General features: G+C 45.1%; 27 protein-coding genes. 17 read left to right on the top strand and 10 right to left on the bottom strand.

The window, feature by feature from the left end:
* Positions 1–327 precede the first annotated feature (327 nt).
* Both ACQCN2_RS16765 and ACQCN2_RS16760 read right to left on the bottom strand, forming a co-directional pair.
* Positions 328–780 (bottom strand): VOC family protein, encoded by a 453-nt coding sequence (locus tag ACQCN2_RS16765; RefSeq protein WP_426930091.1) that lies wholly within the window; start codon positions 778–780, stop codon positions 328–330.
* A 143-nt stretch (positions 781–923) separates the two neighbouring features.
* Complete coding sequence (locus ACQCN2_RS16760) at positions 924–1,361, bottom strand: ferritin family protein (RefSeq protein WP_426930090.1); 438 nt, start codon at positions 1,359–1,361, stop codon at positions 924–926.
* Between the two features lie 158 nt (positions 1,362–1,519).
* Here ACQCN2_RS16760 and rnz point away from each other — a divergent pair, with 158 nt between their 5' ends.
* From rnz to ACQCN2_RS16740, 4 genes are all read left to right on the top strand, one after another.
* A complete protein-coding gene (rnz, locus tag ACQCN2_RS16755; protein WP_426930089.1) occupies positions 1,520–2,458 on the top strand; it encodes a ribonuclease Z in 939 nt (312 codons plus the stop codon).
* 133 nt (positions 2,459–2,591) lie between these two features.
* Positions 2,592–3,833: an MFS transporter gene (locus tag ACQCN2_RS16750; RefSeq protein ID WP_426930088.1), complete on the top strand. Its 1,242-nt coding sequence runs from the start codon at positions 2,592–2,594 to the stop codon at positions 3,831–3,833.
* A gap of 70 nt (positions 3,834–3,903) precedes the next feature.
* Positions 3,904–4,131 (top strand): hypothetical protein, encoded by a 228-nt coding sequence (locus tag ACQCN2_RS16745; protein WP_426930087.1) that lies wholly within the window; start codon positions 3,904–3,906, stop codon positions 4,129–4,131.
* A 61-nt stretch (positions 4,132–4,192) separates the two neighbouring features.
* Complete coding sequence (locus tag ACQCN2_RS16740; protein ID WP_426930241.1) at positions 4,193–4,825, top strand: YczE/YyaS/YitT family protein; 633 nt, start codon at positions 4,193–4,195, stop codon at positions 4,823–4,825.
* A 75-nt stretch (positions 4,826–4,900) separates the two neighbouring features.
* Here ACQCN2_RS16740 and ACQCN2_RS16735 read toward each other — a convergent pair whose 3' ends face one another.
* On the bottom strand, positions 4,901–5,215 hold the full coding sequence (locus tag ACQCN2_RS16735; protein WP_426930086.1) for a hypothetical protein: 315 nt from the start codon (positions 5,213–5,215) through the stop codon (positions 4,901–4,903).
* Positions 5,216–5,377: 162 nt separating this feature from the next.
* Here ACQCN2_RS16735 and ACQCN2_RS16730 point away from each other — a divergent pair, with 162 nt between their 5' ends.
* Positions 5,378–5,836, top strand: a complete 459-nt coding sequence (locus tag ACQCN2_RS16730) for a YaiI/YqxD family protein (RefSeq protein ID WP_426930085.1) — start codon at positions 5,378–5,380, stop codon at positions 5,834–5,836.
* On the opposite strand, the gene ACQCN2_RS16725 is transcribed toward ACQCN2_RS16730, so the two are convergent.
* Positions 5,826–6,713, bottom strand: coding sequence for a LysR family transcriptional regulator (locus ACQCN2_RS16725; RefSeq protein ID WP_426930084.1), 888 nt, complete (start codon positions 6,711–6,713; stop codon positions 5,826–5,828). The two genes, ACQCN2_RS16730 and ACQCN2_RS16725, sit on opposite strands and share 11 nt — an antisense overlap.
* Before the next feature lie 128 nt (positions 6,714–6,841).
* On the opposite strand from ACQCN2_RS16725, the gene ACQCN2_RS16720 reads away from it, so the two are divergent.
* Positions 6,842–8,041: an MDR family MFS transporter gene (locus tag ACQCN2_RS16720; protein WP_426930083.1), complete on the top strand. Its 1,200-nt coding sequence runs from the start codon at positions 6,842–6,844 to the stop codon at positions 8,039–8,041.
* Between the two features lie 527 nt (positions 8,042–8,568).
* On the top strand, positions 8,569–8,712 hold the full coding sequence (gene sda / locus ACQCN2_RS16715; RefSeq protein WP_426930082.1) for a sporulation histidine kinase inhibitor Sda: 144 nt from the start codon (positions 8,569–8,571) through the stop codon (positions 8,710–8,712).
* A 53-nt stretch (positions 8,713–8,765) separates the two neighbouring features.
* On the opposite strand, the gene ACQCN2_RS16710 is transcribed toward sda, so the two are convergent.
* Entirely contained in the window at positions 8,766–9,266 is a 501-nt protein-coding gene (locus tag ACQCN2_RS16710) for a hypothetical protein (protein ID WP_426930081.1), read from the bottom strand.
* A gap of 210 nt (positions 9,267–9,476) precedes the next feature.
* Between ACQCN2_RS16710 and ACQCN2_RS16705 the strand changes: the two genes are divergently transcribed.
* Complete coding sequence (locus tag ACQCN2_RS16705) at positions 9,477–9,770, top strand: Fpa/YlaN family protein (protein WP_426930240.1); 294 nt, start codon at positions 9,477–9,479, stop codon at positions 9,768–9,770.
* Between the two features lie 296 nt (positions 9,771–10,066).
* Here ACQCN2_RS16705 and cax read toward each other — a convergent pair whose 3' ends face one another.
* Complete coding sequence (gene cax, locus ACQCN2_RS16700) at positions 10,067–11,110, bottom strand: calcium/proton exchanger (protein ID WP_426930080.1); 1,044 nt, start codon at positions 11,108–11,110, stop codon at positions 10,067–10,069.
* Positions 11,111–11,291: 181 nt separating this feature from the next.
* Between cax and ACQCN2_RS16695 the strand changes: the two genes are divergently transcribed.
* Positions 11,292–11,540: a hypothetical protein gene (locus ACQCN2_RS16695; protein ID WP_426930079.1), complete on the top strand. Its 249-nt coding sequence runs from the start codon at positions 11,292–11,294 to the stop codon at positions 11,538–11,540.
* A 118-nt stretch (positions 11,541–11,658) separates the two neighbouring features.
* Here the strand turns inward: ACQCN2_RS16695 and sleB are convergent, their stop codons facing one another.
* Positions 11,659–12,468: a spore cortex-lytic enzyme gene (sleB, locus tag ACQCN2_RS16690; RefSeq protein ID WP_426930078.1), complete on the bottom strand. Its 810-nt coding sequence runs from the start codon at positions 12,466–12,468 to the stop codon at positions 11,659–11,661.
* A 150-nt stretch (positions 12,469–12,618) separates the two neighbouring features.
* On the opposite strand from sleB, the gene ACQCN2_RS16685 reads away from it, so the two are divergent.
* Positions 12,619–14,262 carry a thiamine pyrophosphate-binding protein gene (locus ACQCN2_RS16685; protein WP_426930077.1) on the top strand — a complete coding sequence of 548 codons (1,644 nt, stop codon included), beginning with the start codon at positions 12,619–12,621 and terminating at the stop codon, positions 14,260–14,262.
* A 79-nt stretch (positions 14,263–14,341) separates the two neighbouring features.
* Positions 14,342–14,704: an Asp23/Gls24 family envelope stress response protein gene (locus ACQCN2_RS16680; protein WP_426930076.1), complete on the top strand. Its 363-nt coding sequence runs from the start codon at positions 14,342–14,344 to the stop codon at positions 14,702–14,704.
* Positions 14,705–14,755: 51 nt separating this feature from the next.
* On the opposite strand, the gene ftsW is transcribed toward ACQCN2_RS16680, so the two are convergent.
* Together ftsW and ACQCN2_RS16670 are read right to left on the bottom strand one after the other, a co-directional pair.
* Positions 14,756–15,931: a putative lipid II flippase FtsW gene (gene ftsW / locus ACQCN2_RS16675; RefSeq protein WP_426930075.1), complete on the bottom strand. Its 1,176-nt coding sequence runs from the start codon at positions 15,929–15,931 to the stop codon at positions 14,756–14,758.
* 74 nt (positions 15,932–16,005) lie between these two features.
* Positions 16,006–16,350, bottom strand: coding sequence for a YugN family protein (locus ACQCN2_RS16670; protein ID WP_426930074.1), 345 nt, complete (start codon positions 16,348–16,350; stop codon positions 16,006–16,008).
* Between the two features lie 179 nt (positions 16,351–16,529).
* Between ACQCN2_RS16670 and ACQCN2_RS16665 the strand changes: the two genes are divergently transcribed.
* The 3 genes from ACQCN2_RS16665 to ACQCN2_RS16655 all read left to right on the top strand — a co-directional run bounded on the left by ACQCN2_RS16665 (position 16,530) and on the right by ACQCN2_RS16655 (position 19,196).
* Complete coding sequence (locus ACQCN2_RS16665) at positions 16,530–16,964, top strand: CBS domain-containing protein (RefSeq protein ID WP_426930073.1); 435 nt, start codon at positions 16,530–16,532, stop codon at positions 16,962–16,964.
* Between the two features lie 445 nt (positions 16,965–17,409).
* Positions 17,410–18,459: a methyltransferase domain-containing protein gene (locus tag ACQCN2_RS16660; protein WP_426930072.1), complete on the top strand. Its 1,050-nt coding sequence runs from the start codon at positions 17,410–17,412 to the stop codon at positions 18,457–18,459.
* 305 nt (positions 18,460–18,764) lie between these two features.
* The gene (locus ACQCN2_RS16655; RefSeq protein ID WP_426930071.1) at positions 18,765–19,196 is read left to right on the top strand and encodes a hypothetical protein; all 432 of its coding nucleotides are present in this window, start codon (positions 18,765–18,767) and stop codon (positions 19,194–19,196) included.
* A gap of 74 nt (positions 19,197–19,270) precedes the next feature.
* Here the strand turns inward: ACQCN2_RS16655 and ACQCN2_RS16650 are convergent, their stop codons facing one another.
* The gene (locus ACQCN2_RS16650) at positions 19,271–19,705 is read right to left on the bottom strand and encodes a protease complex subunit PrcB family protein (RefSeq protein ID WP_426930070.1); all 435 of its coding nucleotides are present in this window, start codon (positions 19,703–19,705) and stop codon (positions 19,271–19,273) included.
* A gap of 98 nt (positions 19,706–19,803) precedes the next feature.
* On the opposite strand from ACQCN2_RS16650, the gene ACQCN2_RS16645 reads away from it, so the two are divergent.
* From ACQCN2_RS16645 to ACQCN2_RS16635, 3 genes are all read left to right on the top strand, one after another.
* The gene (locus tag ACQCN2_RS16645; protein WP_426930069.1) at positions 19,804–21,759 is read left to right on the top strand and encodes a hypothetical protein; all 1,956 of its coding nucleotides are present in this window, start codon (positions 19,804–19,806) and stop codon (positions 21,757–21,759) included.
* An 86-nt stretch (positions 21,760–21,845) separates the two neighbouring features.
* Positions 21,846–22,274, top strand: a complete 429-nt coding sequence (locus tag ACQCN2_RS16640; protein ID WP_426930239.1) for a YlbF/YmcA family competence regulator — start codon at positions 21,846–21,848, stop codon at positions 22,272–22,274.
* A gap of 181 nt (positions 22,275–22,455) precedes the next feature.
* Positions 22,456–22,800: a YlbG family protein gene (locus ACQCN2_RS16635; protein WP_426930068.1), complete on the top strand. Its 345-nt coding sequence runs from the start codon at positions 22,456–22,458 to the stop codon at positions 22,798–22,800.
* Positions 22,801–22,903: the final 103 nt, after the last annotated feature.

The raw sequence follows: 22,903 nt of genomic DNA, 5'->3' as shown, positions 1-22,903 counted from the left end.
AAACTTCGTTCTCCCAAGGTCCTTTTACACTCAAGAAGAACGGTATAATTTGATATCATTACTATATATTTCCTGATCATAGATTACTCGATCCCAACCATTAGATCAATTTAAAAAATATAAAAATAAGGCTATGTAAAACCTGATGTTGATCTTTACGATAAAAAAACCGCCTCGTTGAAGAGGCGGCTTGCTGCCGGCCGCGATGCGGTTAGTCGGTGTTTATATGATGCACCCAACTTCTTCGAGATACTTTCACACTGCTTTTCTGTTTCTAGTTTACTCTAGTATTGTATATTTTCAGTTAAGTCTTCTTTTAAACGTCACTTATTTATTACCGAGTTGTTCCGCCAAACCGATTAGAAGTCCTTCATTTCCACGAATGTAGCAGAGCCGATACGAGTCCTCGTACTGAACCACTTCCCCAACGAGCTGAGCACCATACTTAGTGAGTCTGGATACCATTTCGTCAATGTCTTCAACGGTGAACATGACGCGTAGATAACCGAGGGCATTTACAGGAGCGGTTCGGTGATCTGATATAGTAGGTGGGGTGAGAAATCGCGAAAGTTCAAGGCGGCTGTGGCCATCTGGGGTAACCATCATAGCAATCTCTACACACTGTGAACCCAGCCCGGTTACGCGACCAGCCCATTCACCCTCGACAGTAGCTCGCCCTTCGAGCTTCAAGCCAATCTCCTCGAAGAAAGAGATTGCGTTATCAAGGGATTCTACAACGATGCCAACATTGTCCATTCTTAGTAATTTGTTTTTTGCCATAGTTTTATCTCCTTATGTGTACAAATTTATTACCTGATCAATATTTATTTTATCAGGAATCACCAACTTCTTCCAAATGATTAACATCTTGTCCAATAAATGAATCTTTGTTTGCCCCCGGTTTTGGGGGCTCTTTTTATCACTTATATTTTGCCTTGTTCCAAAAAGTAGTTACTATATAAAAAAGCAATTCGAGTGGCATGCCGCATTTCATCATTCATCGCATCAAAAAAAAGACGACGAACGTATGGATCTTGTGACGAGAGATAGACATCTTTATAGAACGAAGCTGCTTCCTGTTCATCGTCTAAAGCTCTTTTTAATCCCGAAATATAGTCATGTGGAAGAGGGCCAGGCTTAAGAAGAGGGTTTCGGCCAGTTAATTGCCTGTACAGATTGGTAAACCTGAGAAGATGATCGGTACGCTCTTCTTCGCGTATATCCCGAATATATTTCTGATGACTTGGTGGCGCCATTGGTTCCAACGCTTTATAAAACTGAATCGCTTCATGCTCACCTTGTATGGCTTTTTGAAGTTGTTGAATGAGTAGCATTCGCGGATTGGCTTGTGGTGCCGGCATGGACATGCCTCCCTCATCATGATTTATCATATTGTATGGGGGATGGTGAGATTTAGCTTGTGTAGTGACCTATGGGGAGGAGAATAGGGATATAATAGATGAATCGATAGTACTTGTTTATAAAAAAAGGTTGACTGTACGAAAGGAACTGATCGGAAGTGATTCTTCATTTTTTGGGAACAAGCTCAGGAGCACCCACCACCAAAAGGAACGTTAGCGGGTTGGCCGTCTGGTTTACGCAGCGGGGGAAGTGGTGGCTGTTCGATTGTGGGGAGGGAACGCAGCATCAACTGATGCGTTCACCACTGAAACTGAGCCAATTGGAAAAAATATTTATTACCCATCTGCATGGGGATCACTTATACGGTTTAATTGGGCTGTTAGCCAGTCGATCGCTAAGAGGAGGGGCACCAAGTGAGATTACCTTATTTGGTCCACCGGGGTTGGATGAGTATTTCCATGGAATTATGCGTGTAAGCCCTGTTCATCTACAGTATCCGCTCTCCATTCGAACCATCTGTAAGGGGCAAGTCTATGAGGATGAAGAAATGATGGTTACCTGTGCGAAAGTTGAGCATCGCGTACCGGCGTACGGATATGCGATTATGGAAAAGCCCAGAAAGGGAGCCTTTCAAGTGGATTTGGCCAAGGAGCAGGGAATACCACCGGGCCCTTTATACGGGAAACTAAAACAAGGAGAAACCATTCAACTGCCGGATGGTCGGATATTTCAACCGGAACAATTCTTGGGGCCATCCCAACCGGGAAGAAAGATCGTGGTCAGTGGCGATACCTCACCTTGTCAAGCGATGGTTGAATTGGCGAAGGATTCCGATGTGTTGGTTCATGAAGCGACCTATGCGCATCCCCATCTTGAATTAGCCGAGCGGAGCGGACATTCGACAGCTTTGCAAGCGGCTCGAATTGCCGTAAAAGCGGGAGTCAAGACGTTGATCCTCACTCATTTTAGTCCGCGGTATGAGGACGAGGAAGGGGAGATCAGTTTGAACGACCTCTTAATGGAGGCGACCGAGCTTCATCCAGAAACAATGCTTGCTCATGATTTCATGCAGGTGATGGTGAAAAGAAGTAGATAGTCGACTGGTGACTTTTATGCTATAATTTACCATAAAATTGACCGGAAGTAGGGATCCCCCTTGTAAACCAAACCCCATTTCAAATGTGAGAGTGTTCATCCATCAATTCTCTAATGAAGAGGGGTTATTTGTTATGTCTAATCATAAAGTTTGGTTTCTTTGGGCTGGCCAGACGATGGCGAACTTGGGGGATATTTTTTATCTTGTCGCATTGATTTCCTTTTTGTACCGTGCAACTGATTCGGCCTTATATACGAGCATGGTTCCGATTGTCGCTGTCTGTGGGCAATTGATCAGCGGAATTGCTGCTCCCCTTCTGTTTGATCGATTGGATTTGAAACGAATATTAGTTATTTCTCAATCGCTTAAGTCTGTTTTGCTCTTTGTCATGACCGTTTATTTTCAGTGGTTTTTAGGAACTGCTTTCGTTTCTTATTCGTTTCTCTTCGTTTTTGCTATCGCCCTGTTAGATGGCGTAGCCACGCCTTCACGTAATGCCCTTCTACCTCGTTTGGTCGATGAGCTACAGTTAGTGAAGGTGAACAGCCTTTTTTCCAGTACGGATCAAGGTGTGCTGTTTATTGGCTGGGCATTTGGCGGGGTGCTTGTTTCTTTTTGGAGTGAGACGAACGTCCTCTGGGCAACATGCGGATTATATATTGCCTCTTCCCTATTTCTTTTACCCTTACCGGAAGAGAGCGAAGGATCGACCGAGTCGAAGGAATCCACGTCGAAGTGGGAGTCGATTCGGGCTGGATGGGAGCATATCTGGAATCAACCTTCCCTTCGCACCGTCATTTTGTCCGAAGTAATCGATGGGTTGGCTGGTGGCGTGTGGATATCGGCTATTTTGCTTGTCTATGTGAAGGAAGCCTTATTGCAGGGAGCAGAGTGGTGGGGGTTTCTCAATGCCAGCTATTTTATCGGCATGATTCTTGGAGGGCTCATAGTATATGCAATAGGCAATCCAATCCATTCCAAAGCCGCCATATCCCTTACTCTTTCTACTCTCTTGGCTGCTATTTTTACGTGGGGCTTCGGGTATACATCATGGACGTGGCTTGCGCTTGGACTCTCTGTCGCGTTGGGACCCGTGCATCAAATTCAGATGATTACCAAGCAAACCATTGTTCAACGAATGAGTGATCCAGAGATGCTGGCCAAGGTTTTCTCTGCCAGAGGGACGTTACAGTATGTAGGGTTTGGCGTATCTGTGGTTATGATGAGTACGGTGACAGACCAGTTAGGTGTCCGCTTTGCGTATACGTTCGCAGCCCTCCTGATCGTTGTTCAGCTGGTCTATCTCATCATAAAACGCCGCTTTCTGCATTCGGATCAAGCCGTTCACCATGAATCAGGGGATGGTACACTTTAAGTGGTTCATGAGACAGAGTGGTTCGTGCTATACTAGAACGCATCAGGAAGGAAGCAGGAGTGATCATACATTGAAACGCTTAAAATTTGCTACGGTGGAAGCCTTGATACTACATCTCCGTGAAGAACAAGTGAATCTGGTTGTCGAGTACAGGGATGAAGCCGGGAAACAGCGACAAGTCACGCTGACGCAAGATCGGGTGGAAGAAGTGGGAGAATTGCTGACCCAATCACAAGCCATGGCGTACTATCGCAAAGACGGGATTTTCTATGAAATTGTTGCCGAGTGGCTGAAATAGGCGTGAACGAGAAGAAGGTGGAGAAGTGAGTCAGTCGAGTCATTCCCGTCGAGTGAAGGCAATGATCATTCGATATGTCATGTTTACACTGGGATTAGCTGTCATTGCGTTCGGGAGTATGCTTTGCATTCGCGCCAACTTTGGTGTCGCGCCTTGGGAGGTATTCCATATCGGCTTGCAAAAAACGTTCGGGCTAACCATTGGTACCTGGTCTCAGCTGGTGGGCGTTGTTGTTATGGTAATCTCGTATCTCGTGGCCAAGATAAAGCCAGGGATTCCCATGATTTTGAATGTACTGTTTTTTGGATGGTTTCTGGATATATTTCTGTGGTTGGATATTGCTCACGCTGATCTTTTGTTCACGCGAATCATCCAGTTTTCACTTGGGATGATCTTGACTGCAATTGGAATTGGCATGTATATTTCACCACGTTTGGGAGCTGGACCACGAGATAGCCTGATGCTTGCTTTTCACGAAAAAAGGGGCTGGAGCATCCAACGAGTGAGAACCTGTATCGAAGTATGCGTTCTGCTGATTGGTTGGTTTTTGGGCGGCCCAGTCAATGTGGGGACTCTATTGATCGCCGTACTGACCGGTCCCATGATTCAAAAGACCATTCCATTCTGGGAAAACCTGATGGAAAAACCGTATGGAATGAGGCTTCCAGACAAGATCAAGACGGAAGTGGCCTAAATCATATGTTCATGTTAACCAAAAAAGAGCAGATCTCTCGTATGTCTGAGATCTGCTCTTTTTGCATATGACTGGTTATTGATGGGTTTTGGCTCCGTGGTCCTGTTGAATTCTGAACCAGATATGCAAATCATTAATCACACTGGCTAATTCAGCGATTTCACTGTTTAGCTGGCAGGAGACCTGAAAATTATCCTCTACGGATAAGGCGTTTTGTTTATGGTTAATGATGACTTCCAGCTCTTTGATTCGGTCTGGGATTCTTGCGCGAATCTCTTCCCATTCCAAGAGAATAGAAGCACGTTCTTCAGCTGTGTAGTCTTCCCATTCCTGTTTCAGGCTTGGTAGTGGAATCCCGAGTCGATGGTCTAATTCAAATCCGTAACGCAATGGGTACACTCCTTTCCTCTCTATCATAGCAAAAATTGCTTCCTCTCAACATCTTTAGTTTGTGTAAAAAGCAGTTTGCCCTCATTCAGATTGAAAGGACGTGTGAAAAAAGGTTTCAAAGATGATAGAGTAGGTAGATGAAACTGACTCACGGAGGATGGCATGGAAGATAAACGGATTTTAATAGATGCCGACGCTTGCCCAAGACCTGTTTTGGCGATTGCCGAGCGGTTGGCAAGTGAAAAGAACTGGATGCTAATTACATACGCCAGCTTTAATCATCAATTGACAGGGGCGAATCACGTCGTTGTTGACGCTGAGCCAGAAGCAGTGGACATGCGAATCGCCAACGAAGTTAGGGCCAACGATATTGTCATCACCCAAGACATCGGGTTAGCTGCGCTGATCCTAGGCAAAAGAGCGCATGCCCTTAACCCGTTTGGAAGGATTTATCGCATGGAAACCATTGCTTTTCAATTGGAGGAACGTAATGAAAAAGCAAGATATCGGCGAGGCGGCGGGCGAACAAGAGGTCCGGCAGCCAGAACTCAGGCCGACGACGCAGAGTTTGCCCACTCCTTGCAATTATTAATGAGAGAGCAAGACTCGCCTACAACTTAAACGTATAACCGAATTCACGCATCAGGCCCAGCCACTTTTCAACGCTGGGCCGCTTTTTTTTGTCTCTCGGCAGTACGATATAGGCGGGGCGTTTCGGAGGAGTGCTCCCTTCAATGGCAATTTCTTTGAGTTCTCCACGAGACAGATCGTCTTTGACACTGGAACGAGTGACCAGACTGACTCCCAATCCCATTTTGACAAAATCAATCGCAAGTATAGCCTTGTCAACCTGCAGCTTGGGTACATAGCCCAATGGGAGTGATTTGAGAATCCATTCGTGAAATGGAGGGCCCCAGTTTACATACAGCAAGGGAAGTGTATGCAATTCGCTCACATGCACGGATTGGCGCAGCGTAGTTGGATGTTCGGGTGCTCCAATCAACACGATCTCGTCATCGTAAAAGGGGATCACCTCAAAATTGGGAAGAGAAGGCGGAATGTAAACAATGCCAATCTGGATGATCTGATCCAGCAAGTATTGGACTACATCGGAGGAATGTCCAGTTTTGGTGCGAATCGCGATTTGCGGATAGCGTAGATGATACTCCTTGAGAAGAGGTTCCAGCATGAATGACCAGATGGAATCCAAGCTGCCGATCGTGAGACGGTCTTCGAAGGGCTCCAATGCGGCTACCTCATGAATCCCTTCCTGAGCAAGCTTCAAGATCCGCTCTGCATAGGGGAGAAGTGCCAGACCCGCCTGTGTAATCTCAACCGATCGTTTATCGCGAATAAAGAGCGGTTTGCCAACCGTTTCCTCCAACTGTTTGATTCGCATGGTTATCGTGGATTGAACGAGGTGGAGCATTTCAGCGGCTTTCGTGAAGTTTTTGGTTTGAGCAAGAATATAAAAGGCTTTTAATTGTTCAAAGTCCATTGGCATGATTCCTCTTATGCAAGATTTTGATTACTCTAAGCAAAATTGATCGTTTCTCAAATTATACCTTTTTTTGTACCCTGAGAATAGTTCTTAACTGCTAAGAGGATTGTAGGTGTACGAATCATATGAAAAACTCAATTTGGCGGCAATCTCCTGCGCCTGTCAAGCTGCTCTTAATTCTCTCGTTCATGATGAATATTGGCTTTTACGCGCTGATTCCTTATTTGACTTTGTATCTGACTGGCAGTTTCGCCTGGACTGTAGCGATGGCGGGGATGGTGCTTGGCGTTCGCCAGTTCTCCCAGCAAGGCTTTGCTTTTCTTGGCGGGATAGCCTCCGACAAGTTTGGATTCAAGGGAACAATGGTGCTTGGCATGATAGTCCGTGCTACTGGCTTTCTACTTTTCGCTTTTTGCCATGAAACCTGGCATTTTTTCGTTGCCGCGATTCTGTCCGGTCTGGGCGGTTCGTTGTTTGAACCATCTGGTGCAGCAGCGTTCACCGTACTGACTCCGGAGAAGATGCGCAAAGACGTCTTTGCTTTTCGCAATGTGCTCTCCAATATCGGAATTGTCGGCTCTCAATTAATCGGAATCATATTATCGACGTTGGACTTTTTCTGGTTGTCAGTGTTCGCTGGCTGTATCTATTACGTTTGCGCAGCCGTCGCCTTCTTCTTATTGCCTGCAGTGCAGTCAACCAACGCCCACGGCAGTATCGGTGCAAGTGTGAGGTTGATCCTGCGTGACAAGCCGTTTTTGCGCTATACGCTCATTTTGATTGGTTTTTATTATGTGTATATGCAGATGTTTTTGGCCATTCCTCAACTTACACAAGATTTGCTGGGAGCCAAAACATATGTCGGCATTGTGCTCGCAACAGTGTCTATCTCGATTATTTTGTTACAGATGAAGGTAACCAAGTGGTTGGAGCCATATACGCAGCGATTTACCCTGATCGGAATCGGAACCTTCATCATGGGACTCGGATTATTTTGCTTTTCGTTCGCGGGTTCCTTATGGGCATTGATGGTGGATGTGTTTATTTTTGCCTTGGGTACGATGATCTCCATGCCTTATCTGATCGATATGGTGCCACGCTTTGCGCCAAAAGAGCATATTGGAGCTTACTACGGTTTTAATAGCTACTCATTAGCCATTGGCGGCTCTATTGGAACGACACTAGGCGGTTGGGTGTATGACATGGGGAAAACTTCACATCTTTCTTGGCTTCCCTGGAGTATTTGCTTTCTGATCGGTGTTTTGGTAGCGTGGAATCTGTATCAAATGGAGCACAAGGTTCGCATGCAGGTCGAATTTCCATAAGTTTTCCATAAGTTTTATGGAACTTTTCCATGGGCTCTTTCGTATAATGAATATGTAGAGCAACTTCCGAGATTGACTTGATAGAAAAAGGAGGAGGTAGTCATGGAAGAACGCAATAAGCTGTCCAAAATGCTTTTGGTTACAAGTTCGCTGGGCTTTTTCGTTTTTAGTATGGTTATCATCACCGAGATTGTAGCGATTTCCATTCACTAACGTAAACCGACAGATTGTTTCATAGAAGGAAAAAAAGCTTTCTTTCCAACAAGGGAAGAAAGCTTTTTCTATTAAACGGTTGCTAGATTTGTAATTTTTTGGCGAATCTCATCTATCTTTTCGACAAAAATAGAGTATCTGTGGATAATGATCATACAGAAATCCACATGATATTGGTTGGTATTTTGTTAATTGTACACAACTTGTGCACAGGATAATCACATGATACTCACAACTCTTGTGGATAACAGAACGATTGTTCGTTTCTATTGGAGGTGCTACAATGACTTCAAATCCAGTTGGAGGTGACGAATGTGAGACAATTGACAGATTACCTTTTAGTCGATGTGTATCAACGCGCGATTTCTCTTAATTTGGATCCAGACTTCATCGAGCTTTTATCGGTGGAGATCAAAAGACGCAAACTGCATGAATCACTGGCACATTCGATCGGATGATGACTGAACTACGAAGTACCTCCCACCCGAAAAGGGTGTTTTTTTTTATATCTTTAAATTAACTCAAAAGCGACAACGGAATCGATCGGCTGCGCATGGTTTTTCAGTTGCTCCGGTAAATAGAAGAAGACGGGGCCCTTTTCGCGAATCGGCTTGCCGTTTTGAGCAAATTGCAAAATGGCGCGATTGGCGTCTTCTAAGGAAAAGTCAACAGTTTCACCATTTTCTCGGTGTACTCTCAGGATAGTGGCTTCAGAAGAGACCTGGGCATTCTTCAGGAAAAAAGAAAGCTTCATACCGAAATCTCCTTCGAGCGATTTGCGTAATTCCGGCATACTCGGGCGTTCTGTGGGAGGAGTTGCCCCTTCTCTAAGTTCACGGTCCCAATGTGAGCCTGCTCCTTGCAGATAAACATGCTGTTCAATCGTATCGTTATCTTCATCAATCATGCTTAAATCTTGAAAATCGATTTTCCGCTCATCAAAAATCCATACGCTAGGATCCAATGTGATGGAGTAGGTGACGGCGCCTTTTATTACGATTACGTCTGACATTAGAAACTTCCTCCTGACACATATAAACTAAGAATTGCCATTGGTAATTGTAGCGTATTTATTTGCTTCCTGGCAACATTCTGAGACATTCCTTCCATCCGTTTGACATGGTGGGGCACTCCACGTAGAATGATAGAGTATTGAACTCTTTTCAAAAGAGGAAGAATGACGTAGTATGTAGGTAAGGATGGGCAAATGGAGGGATCAATGTTGACAGAGGTTAGGATTCCTGACTTAGTTAATAAGGCGCTAACGTTACTTAGAGCAGATGCGGCCAAAATTTATAAATTGATTGATGTTCAGATGGAACACCTGACCATGCCGCAGTGCCCTCTCTATGAAGAGGTTCTGGATACCCAGATGTTCGGGCTTTCTCGTGAAATAGAGTTCGCTGTACGGTTAGGATTGATTGAAGAAGAGATGGGTCGGGAGATTTTAGATAATCTCGAACGTAAACTGGCCAATTTACATGATTGTTTTAACCAAGAAGTAAGCGAGGGATAAGCTCCCTCGCTTTTTTTGTTCCTATTTCGTAATGATTAATTGCTTTACAGAAGTAAAGTAATTAATCATTACTACCATTTGCGCAAGCCCACTAAGAAAAGATTTCGTCCACTCGAAGCTCATTTTAAGCGAATCAAAGCGGAGTGAACGTAGGAAGGAAAAGAGTCGGCATTCTTTACATCAGACTGAGAAACGAAGTGATTTTCTTGTCGACTCCCTTCCGAAGTGAACGTAGCGGACCGCAAATGCTACACGTGAGCTTAAACAGAGCATAGAGGGACGAAGTCTTTTCTCCCTTAAACAAAGAAGAAAGCAGTGCCTAGAATTAGATAGACAGCGAGCAACAAGACACCCTCGAACCAGTTAGTCGCGCCGTCTTTTGAAATAGAAATCGCAATGAAGGTACCGACCGCAATGGCCGCCAATTCAAAAGGCGAGAAGACAATGTTCATAGGAGTACCAAACAATAAACTAAGCAAAACAAGTGTCGGGGCTACGAACAATGCGATTTGTAAGCTCGAGCCAATCGCAATTTCAACGGCAGCTCCAATGCGGTTTTTCATTGCCATCATAATCGCGGCACTATGCTCGGCAGCGTTGCCAATAATCGCGATAACAAAAGCACCGACAAACATCTCAGACCAGCCAAGCATTCTGGAGACACTTTCTACACTATGGACGAGCCACTCAGAAACAACGGCAACTGAGATTGTTGCCAACACCAGCATCAGGATGGAAACTCCTTTGGACCAGATCGCTTCCTCATCATGCGGTTCGATGTCGGAAAGAAATTCTTTATGGGTGATCATGGAGAAAATCAACCAAAGTATGTACGCGATGATTAAGATGACAGCAATGACGATGCTAAGCGTATTAATTTTGGGAATGGGCAGCTCTCGCATAAAAACCGCAGGAATAAACAAAGCGACGACAGCAAGGGTCATTAAGGAAGCATTATGACCCGCCAGAAGCCCATTGAACTTCTGCTCCTTGTATTTCAGTCCCCCAAGCAATACACTAAGCCCCAATACCAACAGCATATTGCCGATAATCGAGCCCGTAATGGAAGCCTTCACCATGTCAAATAGGCCTTCTTTTACGAGAAAAAACGCGATAATCAACTCAGCCGCGTTCCCAAAAGTCGCACTGAGAAATCCGCCAACGCGATCCCCCGCGTAGTAGGCGACGCTTTCAGTCGCTTTTCCTAACCAAGCGGCAAGGATCACAACAGAGATAGAGGCTGTAATAAAACCGATAAGTTCGTTTTCTACAAAGAAGTGCGCTCCCCCGGCAAGGAGCAAGCTGGCGATTACCAACGTAAAAAATAGACGCAAATTCACTTGATTCACCTCGAACATAATATTTCCTTTAGCAAAAACAACCAATGTTTAGTCTAACGAATCTCGATTTGAATGTCATCTGAAATATGTAATTCGTTCAAAAGTTTGAATAGCCAAACTGTAAACTGGGAGAATATCAATTAGTGACAAATCGCTTGCAAAAGAAAAGGAGAGATGATTCATGTCGCATCCTTATATGTGTCCAACCTGTAAGTCTAATCGCATGCGTTTCACGGTGATTGAACAAATTCCCAGGTACGTCCGCTTAGACCCTCAGACTGGACAAATCGTTGCAGAGCTGGCGCCAGAACAACTAGACACGTTTCATCAGCCTTATCGTGGAGACGCCTACATGATTCAGTGTGGGGTTTGTGGCACTACAGAGAGTGAGGAAAGATTCGTTAAAATGGCCGAGCATTATAAGCGTTAAGGTTATGAACTGATGTTTTCTAGTTTACGATTTACAAAGAAAGGATGCACAAGTGGCATCCTTTCTTTGTTGTTTCATCCGGTTCATGTTCGACACTTAGTCTTTTAAGCTCTATCCGTTATCTGCAGAAAATATGGCGACCGATTTTTTTAATTTGAGGACGACTCCAGATCCAAGCGGATGTAGCCGTATCAGGATTGAAGTAATAAGTCGCGCCACTGCTTGGATCCCAGCCGTTTAAAGCATCCTGAACGGCTTTTTTCGCTGTTTCGTTCGGAGTTAGCCAGATTTGACCATCCGATACCGCCGTGAAAGCCCCTGGTTCAAAAATAACGCCTGAGGGTGTATCCGGGAAATCAGGATTCCGTGTGCGATTCATAATAACGGCAGCAATGGCGACCTGCCCTATGTAAGGCTCTCCACGCGCTTCACCGTATACAGCATTAGCCAAAAGCTTCAAGTCATTATCAGAGACTTTACTGGTGTGCTTCACTGGTTTCGGAGCGGGGGCTGCGGGGGCTGCGGGGGCTGCACCCGCTCCAGCTCCTGCACCAACCCCGGCTCCTGCACCAGCTCTTTGTCCAAGTCCGGCTTTTCCTTCTTCCTCACCCGGTCTATAGTGCGTGGTCGCATTGTACAGTTTCACCTTGGTCTGCGGCCCGAGAACCCCATCGATTGGAAGTCCAAACTCATATTGAAAATTACGTAAAGCCCAGTAACTTCGCCAGCTAAACTGCCCGTCAATAGGACCAGTATAGAACCCCAATAACTTTAATCGCCCTTGCATCTCGATAATGTCATCACCTGATGAGCCAACCTCACGAATCGCTTGGCTAAAGGTCTGAATGGATGTAGGCAAGACGGCCGTTATGGTTAGGGCGGAGCAGAGAAGTAGAGAGAGCAACAAGACAAGTTTCTTTTTTTGCATCACCAATCCTCCTACTTAGACACAATTTTGGTGTAAGGGTAGTTTGTCCTTGGATGGTGTCTTTTAGGTGTTTGATGCGGAGTAAATTTTTGGAAGGGTGGTCATAATAACCGACATACCCAATCGCAGCTTACGTAAAGGAGAACGGGCATGCAAACAATGACAGTGAGCGAATACATCACGAAGCAATTAACCATATGGGGAGTAAAACAGATTTACGGAGTGGCAGGTGACGCTATTTTTCCATGGTTGGACGTGTTGGGAAAACAGCAGGATATCCGATTGATTACCACAAGACATGAATCGGCAGCTGCCATGATGGCCTCAGCGGAAGCCAAGCTAACCCATCAAGTAGCCGTTTGTATCGGGACGAGCGGTCCCGGAACTGTGAATTTGCTGAATGGGTTGGCAGATGCACATATGGATCGGGTCCCGGTAGTCGCCATTACCGGACAAGTAGATACCAAGTGGATCGGCAGTTATTATAAGCAGTATCTTCAACAGCAAGAAATCGTTGCGCCGATATCGCATTATTCAGCGGAGGTGGTCAATCCGGACCAAATTGGCGAAGTATTACAACGAGCATTCGTCACTTCCAAAGAGCGAAAAGGGGTTTCCCATATTAGTATTTGCAAGGATGTATTAGCGAAGTCTACTGAATTGTCTTTATCCGCACAGCTGCCTCGCTGTGCTCGCCATATTCAACCGGATCGAGTAGAGGTGTCAGGAGCACTTGAAGCAATCAAACAGGCGCGTAAACCGCTTGTGTTGCTGGGAAGCGGCGCTCGCCAAGCTCAGTCATGGCTCCTTCCTTTTGCGGAAAGGTTGGGGGCTGGAATTCTACTTTCCTTAGGCGCCAAGGGATGCGTTCCTGACGGGCATCCCCTTGTTCTTGGTGGGATCGGTGAGGGGGGCAGCAAAGCGGCGATTCAAGCTTTAACCGAAGCGGATACGTTAATCATCCTCGGAGCGACATGGTTTCCCAAATCCTTCATCCCGCAACATTTGTCGTTGATACAAGTGGATGAAAATCCTGAAGCCATTCATCCTGGAAGCAACCTGCATTCAGTCATTGCCAACTTGCAGGATGTGCTTCCCATTTGGCTACGAAAGCTGCAAATCTCTCAACATAATCACCATTTCGAGTGGCAGTCGCGAATTAAGCGGTTGCACGAGGAGTACTTTCAGGAAACGGAACTGCGTTCGATCAATGCGACACAAGTAGGGATTAAGCCGGAACAGCTCATTCGAATCATCCAGCAATCTGTAGAGCACGACGCGATTATAGCCGTGGATACGGGAGAGCATACCATTTGGTTCAATCGAATGTTTCGCGCTGAAAACCAGCTTCCCATATTCTCAGGCAAGTGGCGTACGATGGGATACGGATTGCCTGCCGGGATTGCGGCTAAAATCGTGCACCCCAATCGGCAAGTGGTTGTATTGGTAGGGGATGGCGGATTACAGATGAATCTAGCGGAATTAATGACCCTCAAGCAATACGCGCGAGGCGTCACGGTTATAGTGGCCAATAATCATATTTTGGGGTTAGAGGCCGTGAAAATGCAGGCTGAAGGCTTTACCCCGTTTGGACTTGAGTTGGAGAATCCCGATTTCGCCTTGTTAGCAAAAGCGTGTGGGCTGAATAGTTATAAAGTAGAAAGCGTTGATCAACTTCAGCAGAAACTTGCACTCGCATTACAATCTGGAGAAACGACAATACTAGATGTTTTTTGCGCAAATCCTACTTTAGAACCGCGAAAAAAGGATTTTATTCTTCAAATGAAAGCGTAATCAAGTTATAATAATGGTAATAATAAGATTAAAGGCATTTTGTAGGGTTACGTTAGCAAAAGGAAATGAGGTGCTAACTATGGAGAGTCGAGGACAGATTCACGTAGCTGATCAGGTTGTCGCTATGATTGCCGGCGTTTCTGCCAATGAAATACCTGGAGTACTTGCCGCTTCAGGTGGAATTTATGAAGATTTAACCAAAATAATCAGTCGAAAAACACCTGCAAGAGGCATAGAAGTCCGAATTTACGAAGACTATACCGTCATCGACATGCGGGTAAAGATCATGTTTGGCATGCGGATTGATCGTGCTTGTCGAATGGTTCAAGAGAAGGTAAAAGAAGACGTCGAGACCTTCACGGGACTTCAGGTTCGAGAAGTGAATATCCGCGTGGAAGGAATTATTCTTCAAACGGAAGAGAAAATTGAACAATCCAGTTAAGAACGTAAAAAGGCACCCGATAAGGTGCCTTTTTTATTGTGCGGATCCAAGTTACATGGATTTGCTACTGGAATTCATGAGCTCCGTTGCCTTTTGACGGTTGACTTCCCGGGAAACGCTGAGCAACACACCGATCCCCATCAGACAGACAAGCATGGAAGAACCACCATAACTAATCAGCGGTAGTGGTACCCCCGAAATCGGAATCGTCCCGGTTGCTCCGCCAATGTTAATAAACGCCTGAATGGAAATCATCGTGATCACACCAATTCCGGCAAGACTGGCGAAGGTATCTTTTACTTTCAGACTGATGTAAACACCACGCAGGAGAAACAACAGATACACCACTAGAAAGATCGACACTCCAATAGCGCCGAGCTCTTCGCCCATAATGGAGAAAATAAAATCCGTATGAGCCTCGGGAAGGTATAAATACTTCTCTATACTTTTGCCAAAGCCTACTCCGGTTACTCCGCCATGCGCCAGAGCGAAGTAGGATTGGCTTAACTGGTACCCTTTCCCTTGTATGTCAGACCATGGATCGGTAAAAGATAGCAGACGATTGATCGCATGATGTTCGAAGGCGATATAAAGAAGAAAAAATAAAATGAACGGGGGAACGGATATGATAAATAGCTGTTTGATATTCACCCCGCCGCAAACCAGTATAATGCAGGCAGTTCCTAATAAGATGACAGCTGTGCCTAAGTCAGGCTGAATCGCAATCAAGAAAAAAAAGAGTCCACTCACAACTAGCGGAGGCAACAGGCCTTTTTTGAAATGGCGAATGTTTTCTCCCTTTTTCGAAATGATAGCGGCAAGATAGAGAATCAACCCGAGTTTGGCAAACTCTGACGTCTGTATCTTACCCATTGGACCGATTTGGATCCATGATCTGGCCCCTTTTGATACGGAACCGATCCCTGGGATTAAGACAATGACAAGAAGGAAGAAACTGATCAGGGCAATCAGAATAAAATTCTTCTTGTAAAACGAAAAAGGTATATTCATGGCTACCAGCATGCTGATCAGACCTAAACCAATCCAGATACATTGTTTTTTGACGAAATACAGCTCGTCCCCTCCGCAATAGGAACACCCCTGGGAGGAGAAGGAAGTCGTCTGGGCAAAAATGGAGCTAGCACTCAACACCATGGTGATCCCGAATCCGACGAGCAGTAAGGTCAAAAAGAGCAGCAGAAAATCGGGTACGCCGCGTGTTTTCACGAAAACCTCCTAATTCGATCGGAATAAGTAAAACAGAGAGGTCAAAAATCTCCTCTCTGTGCTCTCGTACATTCTTAGTGGTTAGACAATTTTTCTTTTAATGAAGAAATTTTGCGTTTTGCATTTTCCACAACTGTAGTTGGCACAGGGTAGTCATAATCTAAACCGTGTGGGAAGGTTGCTTTTCCCATGAATGGATCTTCCAGTTTCAGCAAGGCATGGGGATCTTCCAATTTTCCTTCAACCGCGTTAGCTTGTACACGAAGGTAGAATACGGTGCCTTTGTCATCCATTTTAAAGTCGTATGTAGCGTGATTGTAATCCCAAGCTCCTCGAACGAATCCTAGTGCGTCCATAATATGGTCGAGTTCGCCCAGGTGTGTTTCCTTACCACCGATTCCTGTATCTTTGATTACCATCGGCTTTCCTCCTATACGGATATTCACTCTCTTATGATAGTCGGTTTTAATTGGAAGTGCAATGAATTAAAGTGAATTGCATGCAATATTAACGGAATGGTGAATGTATCGATTTCTGTATGAAAAGGGAGTTTCGGAGAATAATAAAAAACGTGATTGAAGAAGGAGGAGTAAGACAGATGGCAAGTCGTACATTACGTGAAATTATGACCAAAGATGTGGCTACGGTAACGCTAATGGACAATGTATATGAAGCGGCTGTCAAAATGCGTGATTTCAACGTAGGAGTTATCCCGGTGGTAGACGAAAAACAAGACGTGATTGGTGTCATTACTGACCGGGACATCGTGATTCGTGGGATTGCCGAGAAGCGTGAAGGCTCCGCCAAGGTACAAGATGTGATGACACGTGATATTGTGTTGGGACAACCCGGGATGAGTGCAGATGAAGCCGCGCGCATTATGGCCAAATACCAGATTCGTCGTCTCCCTGTCGTCGAGCACGGCAAACTGGTGGGGATCGTGGCAATTGGAGATCTGGCTGTTCGTCACATTCTGGAGGATGAAGCAGGTCAAGCTCTCTCCGAAATCTCAGAGCCAGCCTCTCGTCATTAATCACTTGATTGGAGAAGCACCCGTTACGTAGGGTGCTTTTTTGCATCTTTTATCGGATTATTTAATCGCTTTACAGAAGTAAAGTTATTAAATAATCCTTCCATCGGCATTAGCCCGCTCAAGAAAAGACTTCGTCCGCTTGCAGCCTCCTTGGAAGTGAAGCCTAGCGACGTTTCAGCCCCCCGGTGAGAGGGGGAAGAACGAAGAAAGGAAAGAGAGTCGCCACCCAACCCCTTTAGGGGCGCGAAGCGTTTGGCGAATCCCTTTCGTAGTGAAAGAGCGGACGTTATTTCTTCTCTGCGAACTTCCACAGAGCGACGTTTCAGTCCCCCGATGAGAGGGGAAAAGGGACGAAGTCTTTTCTAACTTCTTTACATTCACCTTACGTAAAGGTTTACAATAAAACAAGAAAGTAACCAGAAAGGCGGAAGGTAGGGGAGAAACAATGTTAATTCAGGAAATGGCTAAGCGATTGCAGATAACGCCTCGATCGATTCGGTTTTATGAAGAAAAGGGCCTGATAGCCCCCGTAAAGGAGAAAAACTCGGGGTATCGCCATTTCAGCGAAGATGATGCGTGGAGACTTCAAACGATCATCGCACTTCGAGAAGTGGGAATGCCGATCGAGCAAATTCAGCAGATGTTGCCCCAACTTGATGAGACAGCCCATTCGGTTTTGCCATATCTGGAACTGCAGCGGGCGTTTATGTATGACCGTTGGGTGGAGCTAAAAAATGCGATTCAAACAACGGAAACAATGATTGAGCAGCTCAAATCACAAAATAGTCTGGACGCGAATTCGCTTTACGAATTGGCTGAATCAAGCAAACAAATGCGAAATACACGCAAAGAATGGAGCGATCGCTGGAACTTTAATCAATTTGCTAGTCAATACGATGACTGGGTTTTCGGGAATCAGAATGGACCGCATGCGGGATATGAACAAGTGCTGGATAGAGTCGTGACCAGGGTGAATCCGCAAAGCTGCGAAACAGGCTTGGACGCTGGCACAGGAACCGGAAATCTGGCAAAGCGCTTTGCCGGTCATTGTCGCAAGTTGTCTGCTTTTGATCAGTCAACAGAAATGCTTGCGCTATGCAAAAGAAAAAATCCGGAGGTAGAAACCAAACTGGGTAATTTTTTGGCGATACCTTATCTTGACCACACGTTTGATTTTGTCGTGACCAGCTATGCCATGCATCATTTAACGGATCAACAAAAAGCTCTGGCGCTTCATGAATTTGATCGAGTACTCAAGCCTGTTGGACGTTTGGTGATTGCTGATTTAATGTTTATGGATCACGAAGAAAGGCAAAAGCATCTTCATCATCTAGTAAACGAGGGAAAACTTGAGAGGGTTCAAGAAATAGAAGAGGAGTACTATGCGGACCGCAGTTTTCTTATAGACCAATTGGATAAAATGGGATATCAGATTGAAGTGGAACAATTAAATCCCTATATTCACTTGATTCAAGCGCATAAACGAACATCATAATTTTAATTTGTTTTTGACTTGTCTGTTGGCTAACACTCCGCCCTTTCCATGCATAGCTTATAGCGATAGGGAAAGGAGGGTCCGCATGGGTTTTTTAGATTCATTTGGACGTGATAATGAGGAACTTCTCTGGATTATCATTGTGGTAGTGGTAATATTGTTTTTCTTCAATGACCGAGACTAATCCACCATGCGATAAAAACGACCATCCAAACCGGTGTGGTCGTTTTTGTTGGATCGTTACATAAGTTGGGGATAATTGGACACTCTACCTCATAAAGCTATTTTGGAAGGAGTGTCTAAACGTGAAATGGCAAAAATTCATTTCTCAGTTTTTAGTGGGAATCATGGTTGTAGCAGGTGTCGAACTTGGTATGTACGCGGTTAAATCCAGCCAGGCTGGTTCAGAGCAGTTCACCTCTTCTCAGGCCCAAGCTGAAACCCCCGCTCAATCCCCAGCGTTTACGGTTTCTCATCAAGTAAAAGGGGACGCTTTACACATTACGCTAACTGTTCAAAAATTCGCATTCTCTCTGGAGAATATGGGCAAAGAAAACAAATATGGCGAAGGTCATGTGCATCTCTATGTGGATGGCAAGAAGGTCGCCAAAATTTTTGAGCCGTACTTTGTATATTCGGGATTAACGAAGGGAAGCCATCAAATCACGCTCGAATTGGCTCACAATAATCATGAATCCTATGGCGTCAAGAAAATGTTCGAGATTCAAGTCCATTAATGCGAGAGCACGGTTTATGACAAAAAAAGCAGAGGAGAATTCCTCTGCTTTCTGTCTTCCGGTAAGTCATGATGCTATTTTAACTCTACAGTTACAGGAAGTGTCGTTTTAGGGAGCGCAATCACTTTTGTTGGGTATGAGATCACTTGAATGCTCATGGATCCTTGTGATGGTTTTACCTCATGCGCCTTGACTATTACCTGATCAGAAGTGGTTTCAATTCCGTCAATCTCCACCTTGTATCCGCCTGTCGAGCGTTGCCCCAGCCCGATGACCACATAGGTTTTATTTCCTTGCACCACTTGATAGCCACCTGTACGGCTCACCTTGGCGAGCGCTGACTCGACTTCGGTTGGGAATGGAGACGAGACGGATTCATAGGACGAATGTTGCTCAGCCGGTGTTGAAGCCACTGGTTGAATGGGTAGATGGAATGGTTGTTCAGTAGATATTGGACCTCCCGTAAAGAGAGTGACTGTCATCGCAAGTAATGCTGTCAAGTAATTCATCGTGATGATTCCTCCTCGCGTTAAATCGTCTAAGCTGATAAAATCATGAAAGTGAAACAAACGGTTCTGTCGTTTGATTGAAGAGGCAGGTGAACAAAATGCAACTCAAATCATGCGTCAGCATGTTATCAGACAAAACAGTACAAGCCATCGAAGCGGAGTTGAACAGACGTTTGCCTGACTACTCTCTTCAAGAAGACTTGCCAAGTGGCGACTTGCTGAATCTATTAGGCAATCAGAATTATATCCACCAACTCTGGGCAAACTTGCATCCGATCGAACAAGAAGCTATTATTCTTTTTCTTCAACAATCATCAAAGGGATTTATCAAAAAGAAAGAGTGGGAATCGCTTGTCCAACTTAAGAATCCGCAACTTTCGTTCGGTCTGACAGGACTGCGCAGACTGGGGTTAGTTTATACGGTAAGAAAAATCTGGAGTGAAATCGGTTATCTCATGCCGTCGGAGATTCGACGCGCACTATCAAAAGAACGAACCGCTATAGAGCTGGTTCATATGTTCTCTCATCAGGCACCTCATCGTGAGGTACTGACTTATTATATACCATCTGGCCGCGGAATTCATCTGGATTTGTTTTCATGTATACTAAACATTCACCAGCATGATATCACGCTTACGCAGAAACGGACCGTACATAAACGATCCTTGTCAAAACTAACTTCCGGTTGTTCCCTTCAATCTGAACATATCCACGGCTGGTATGATCATTCGTTTCCATCGGAAGTCCGCAAGGCGTATACAGGACAAGAAGCCTTGCTGCTGGACTTATTGCTTCGGCTAGGGCTGTGTCGGTGGGAGGGTAATCGTCTAGTCCTGGACTATGTGGAAATCAACCGTTTTTTCAATTTGGAGGCAAACAAGAGAAATGAATGGTTGGTGAGTAGCCTTTTAGCGGCTTATCTCCCGCCCGAACCCTGGCTGGAAGCTGCCATGTACGATATCCTGCATGTGGAAGGACAGGATTGGCAGCCGGTGGAGATTATGATTTCCCGCCTGGATCGTCTAGGGTACTCGCTACCAAGTGATGCCATGACCAGACTAAAAGATCAGCTTCTACATCCGTTATTGGGGTGCGGATATCTAGAGGTAGGGGAGAAGAACGCTCAGTTGTTTTGCCGTAAGCCCCAGTTACTACTGAATAATCAACAGACGGCGGACTTCTGGTATGTCGAACCCACGGGCATGATTTTGGTTAGTCAGACGGTATCCCTTCTGAGTCTTTGGGAGTTAAGTCAGTTCAGCAGTATGGAATTCTCAGGTGAAATGATTCACTGTACTCTGCAAGCCGCCAAGGTGCAAGCCTATGTATCCGCTGGTGGAACAGAGGAGCGGCTTCTTCAAGTGTTGCAACAGGGTTGTCCTTATCCGATTCCGCCAACGGTTTGCGAACAGGTCAGCAAGTGGATAAAAGAAGCCAAACAAATTCTTTTCCAACAGGTAGTGCGAGTTTCAACAGCACATCCCAATTTGCTGGAAGAATTGCAAGGTATCCCAATCCTTCAGCCGTTCCTGCAAGAAATCATCTCGTCAACGGACTTCCTGATTTCACTCGATCAGCAAGAGCCGTTTTTTCATCTATTAAAACAGTGCGGTTTTGAACCAAGCCAAGGCACAGTTCATCATGCGACAGATTTGGCTTCAATGAACGGGGAATCAGCAGGAATTGAGGCAAGGGAAGATTTACAGATCGGCTTATTTACCTTACTTGTCCCATGGGATGGGTATCGGGTGGAGAATATTATGCCTGAGAAACCTGAAGAGAACCCTCAAATCAGGTCATTGCCTAAAATGTGGACCCAACACGCTCAATCCTATCATCCGCAAACCTTGCGTGATATCTTCAAGCGCGCGCAGGAACTGCGGCTGCAAGTTTATTTGCAAGTTGCATCAGGTGAAGAATGGGAAGGAGTACCCGAACGGGTTGAAGTGGAGATGGGATATTGGATGATTACAATAGAGGCCGGGCGACGCAAGCTAAAGATTCGCCTGGAAGATATTAATAGAATTAGACTTATCTTGCCAGATTACATTTAGAAGCTTGTAATAGTGATATCTCCCCATGGTACAATAGAGGAAAGAAAGGGGGCCGCGTCTTGTTAGAAACAATCGATACCATTGATATGGCGGAACTGATTGAGTATTCGTATGAGCTTGGGCTTATGATCAATCAATCGCAAGAAGTGGCAGAATACCTCGCATCCAAACAGCGGATGGCTCAAGATGAAGAAGTGATCCGTTTACGGGGGTTGTTTGCAAAGAAAAAAGAGGCGTATGAAGAAGTTCAGCGCTTCGGAAAATATCATCCTGACTTTACCCGCATTTCTGCCGAGATCCGTGAATTGAAACACTCGATTGAAATGCTTGATAGTATACAAGCTTTTAAGAAAGCGGAGTCACGTTTGGACGAAATGTTGTACACGGTAAGCCGGACGATTGCCGATGCCGTCTCCGAGTCTATCAAGGTGCCGAGCAATAATCCATTCCTCGAAGCCATGAGTCAAGGCTGCGGAACAGGTGGGAGCTGCGGTTGTAAAACCAAAAAAGCGTGATGGCGTTTTGGAGTAAGTCAAATGGGATTAACCTTACAGTATGAAGGTTTGTCCCTTTTTTCATAAAACCAAATTCTGCTTCGCTTATACTGAATGTAAAATCTTGTCTGAACTTCTCTTGATAAAACCTGTGTTGCATGATAGCATAGATAAGAATGATGGAAGGGGTAAGGAGTAGAGCATGAGGGATAAACGACTAGGATTAGCCGTTTGGATCAAAAATCCACGTGTGGCCAAGAATTTACGGCGCTTTGGATCCATTCATTTCGTATCGAAACGGTTGAACTATGTGGCGATGTATGTAGAGGCGGACGAAATCGAAGAGACGATTAAAACATTGGAGAAGCTGCATTTTGTAACCAGAGTGGAGCGGTCTCATCGACATGAAATTCCTACCGAATATAACAACTCCAAACCTGATAAAGCCAAAGAGTTTGATTATCAACTGGAGAAAACTCAATTGATGGCTTTAACGGAATCACTAATGAACGAAACAGGTAAAGTAGAATCATCTTCTGCTACATAAAGTGGATCAAACTGCAACGAGATGCCTCGTTGCTTTTTTGTAATAAAATCTCAACATTGTTTGTTACATGTTTATGGTATTCTAATAGTGGGAAAGTAATTAA

It is taken from the genome of Brevibacillus ginsengisoli (genome assembly GCF_050113715.1).
Lineage (GTDB): Bacteria > Bacillota > Bacilli > Brevibacillales > Brevibacillaceae > Brevibacillus_H > Brevibacillus_H ginsengisoli.
Note: the sequence above shows the minus strand (reverse complement) of the source record. Positions and strands in the feature narration are given on the sequence as shown.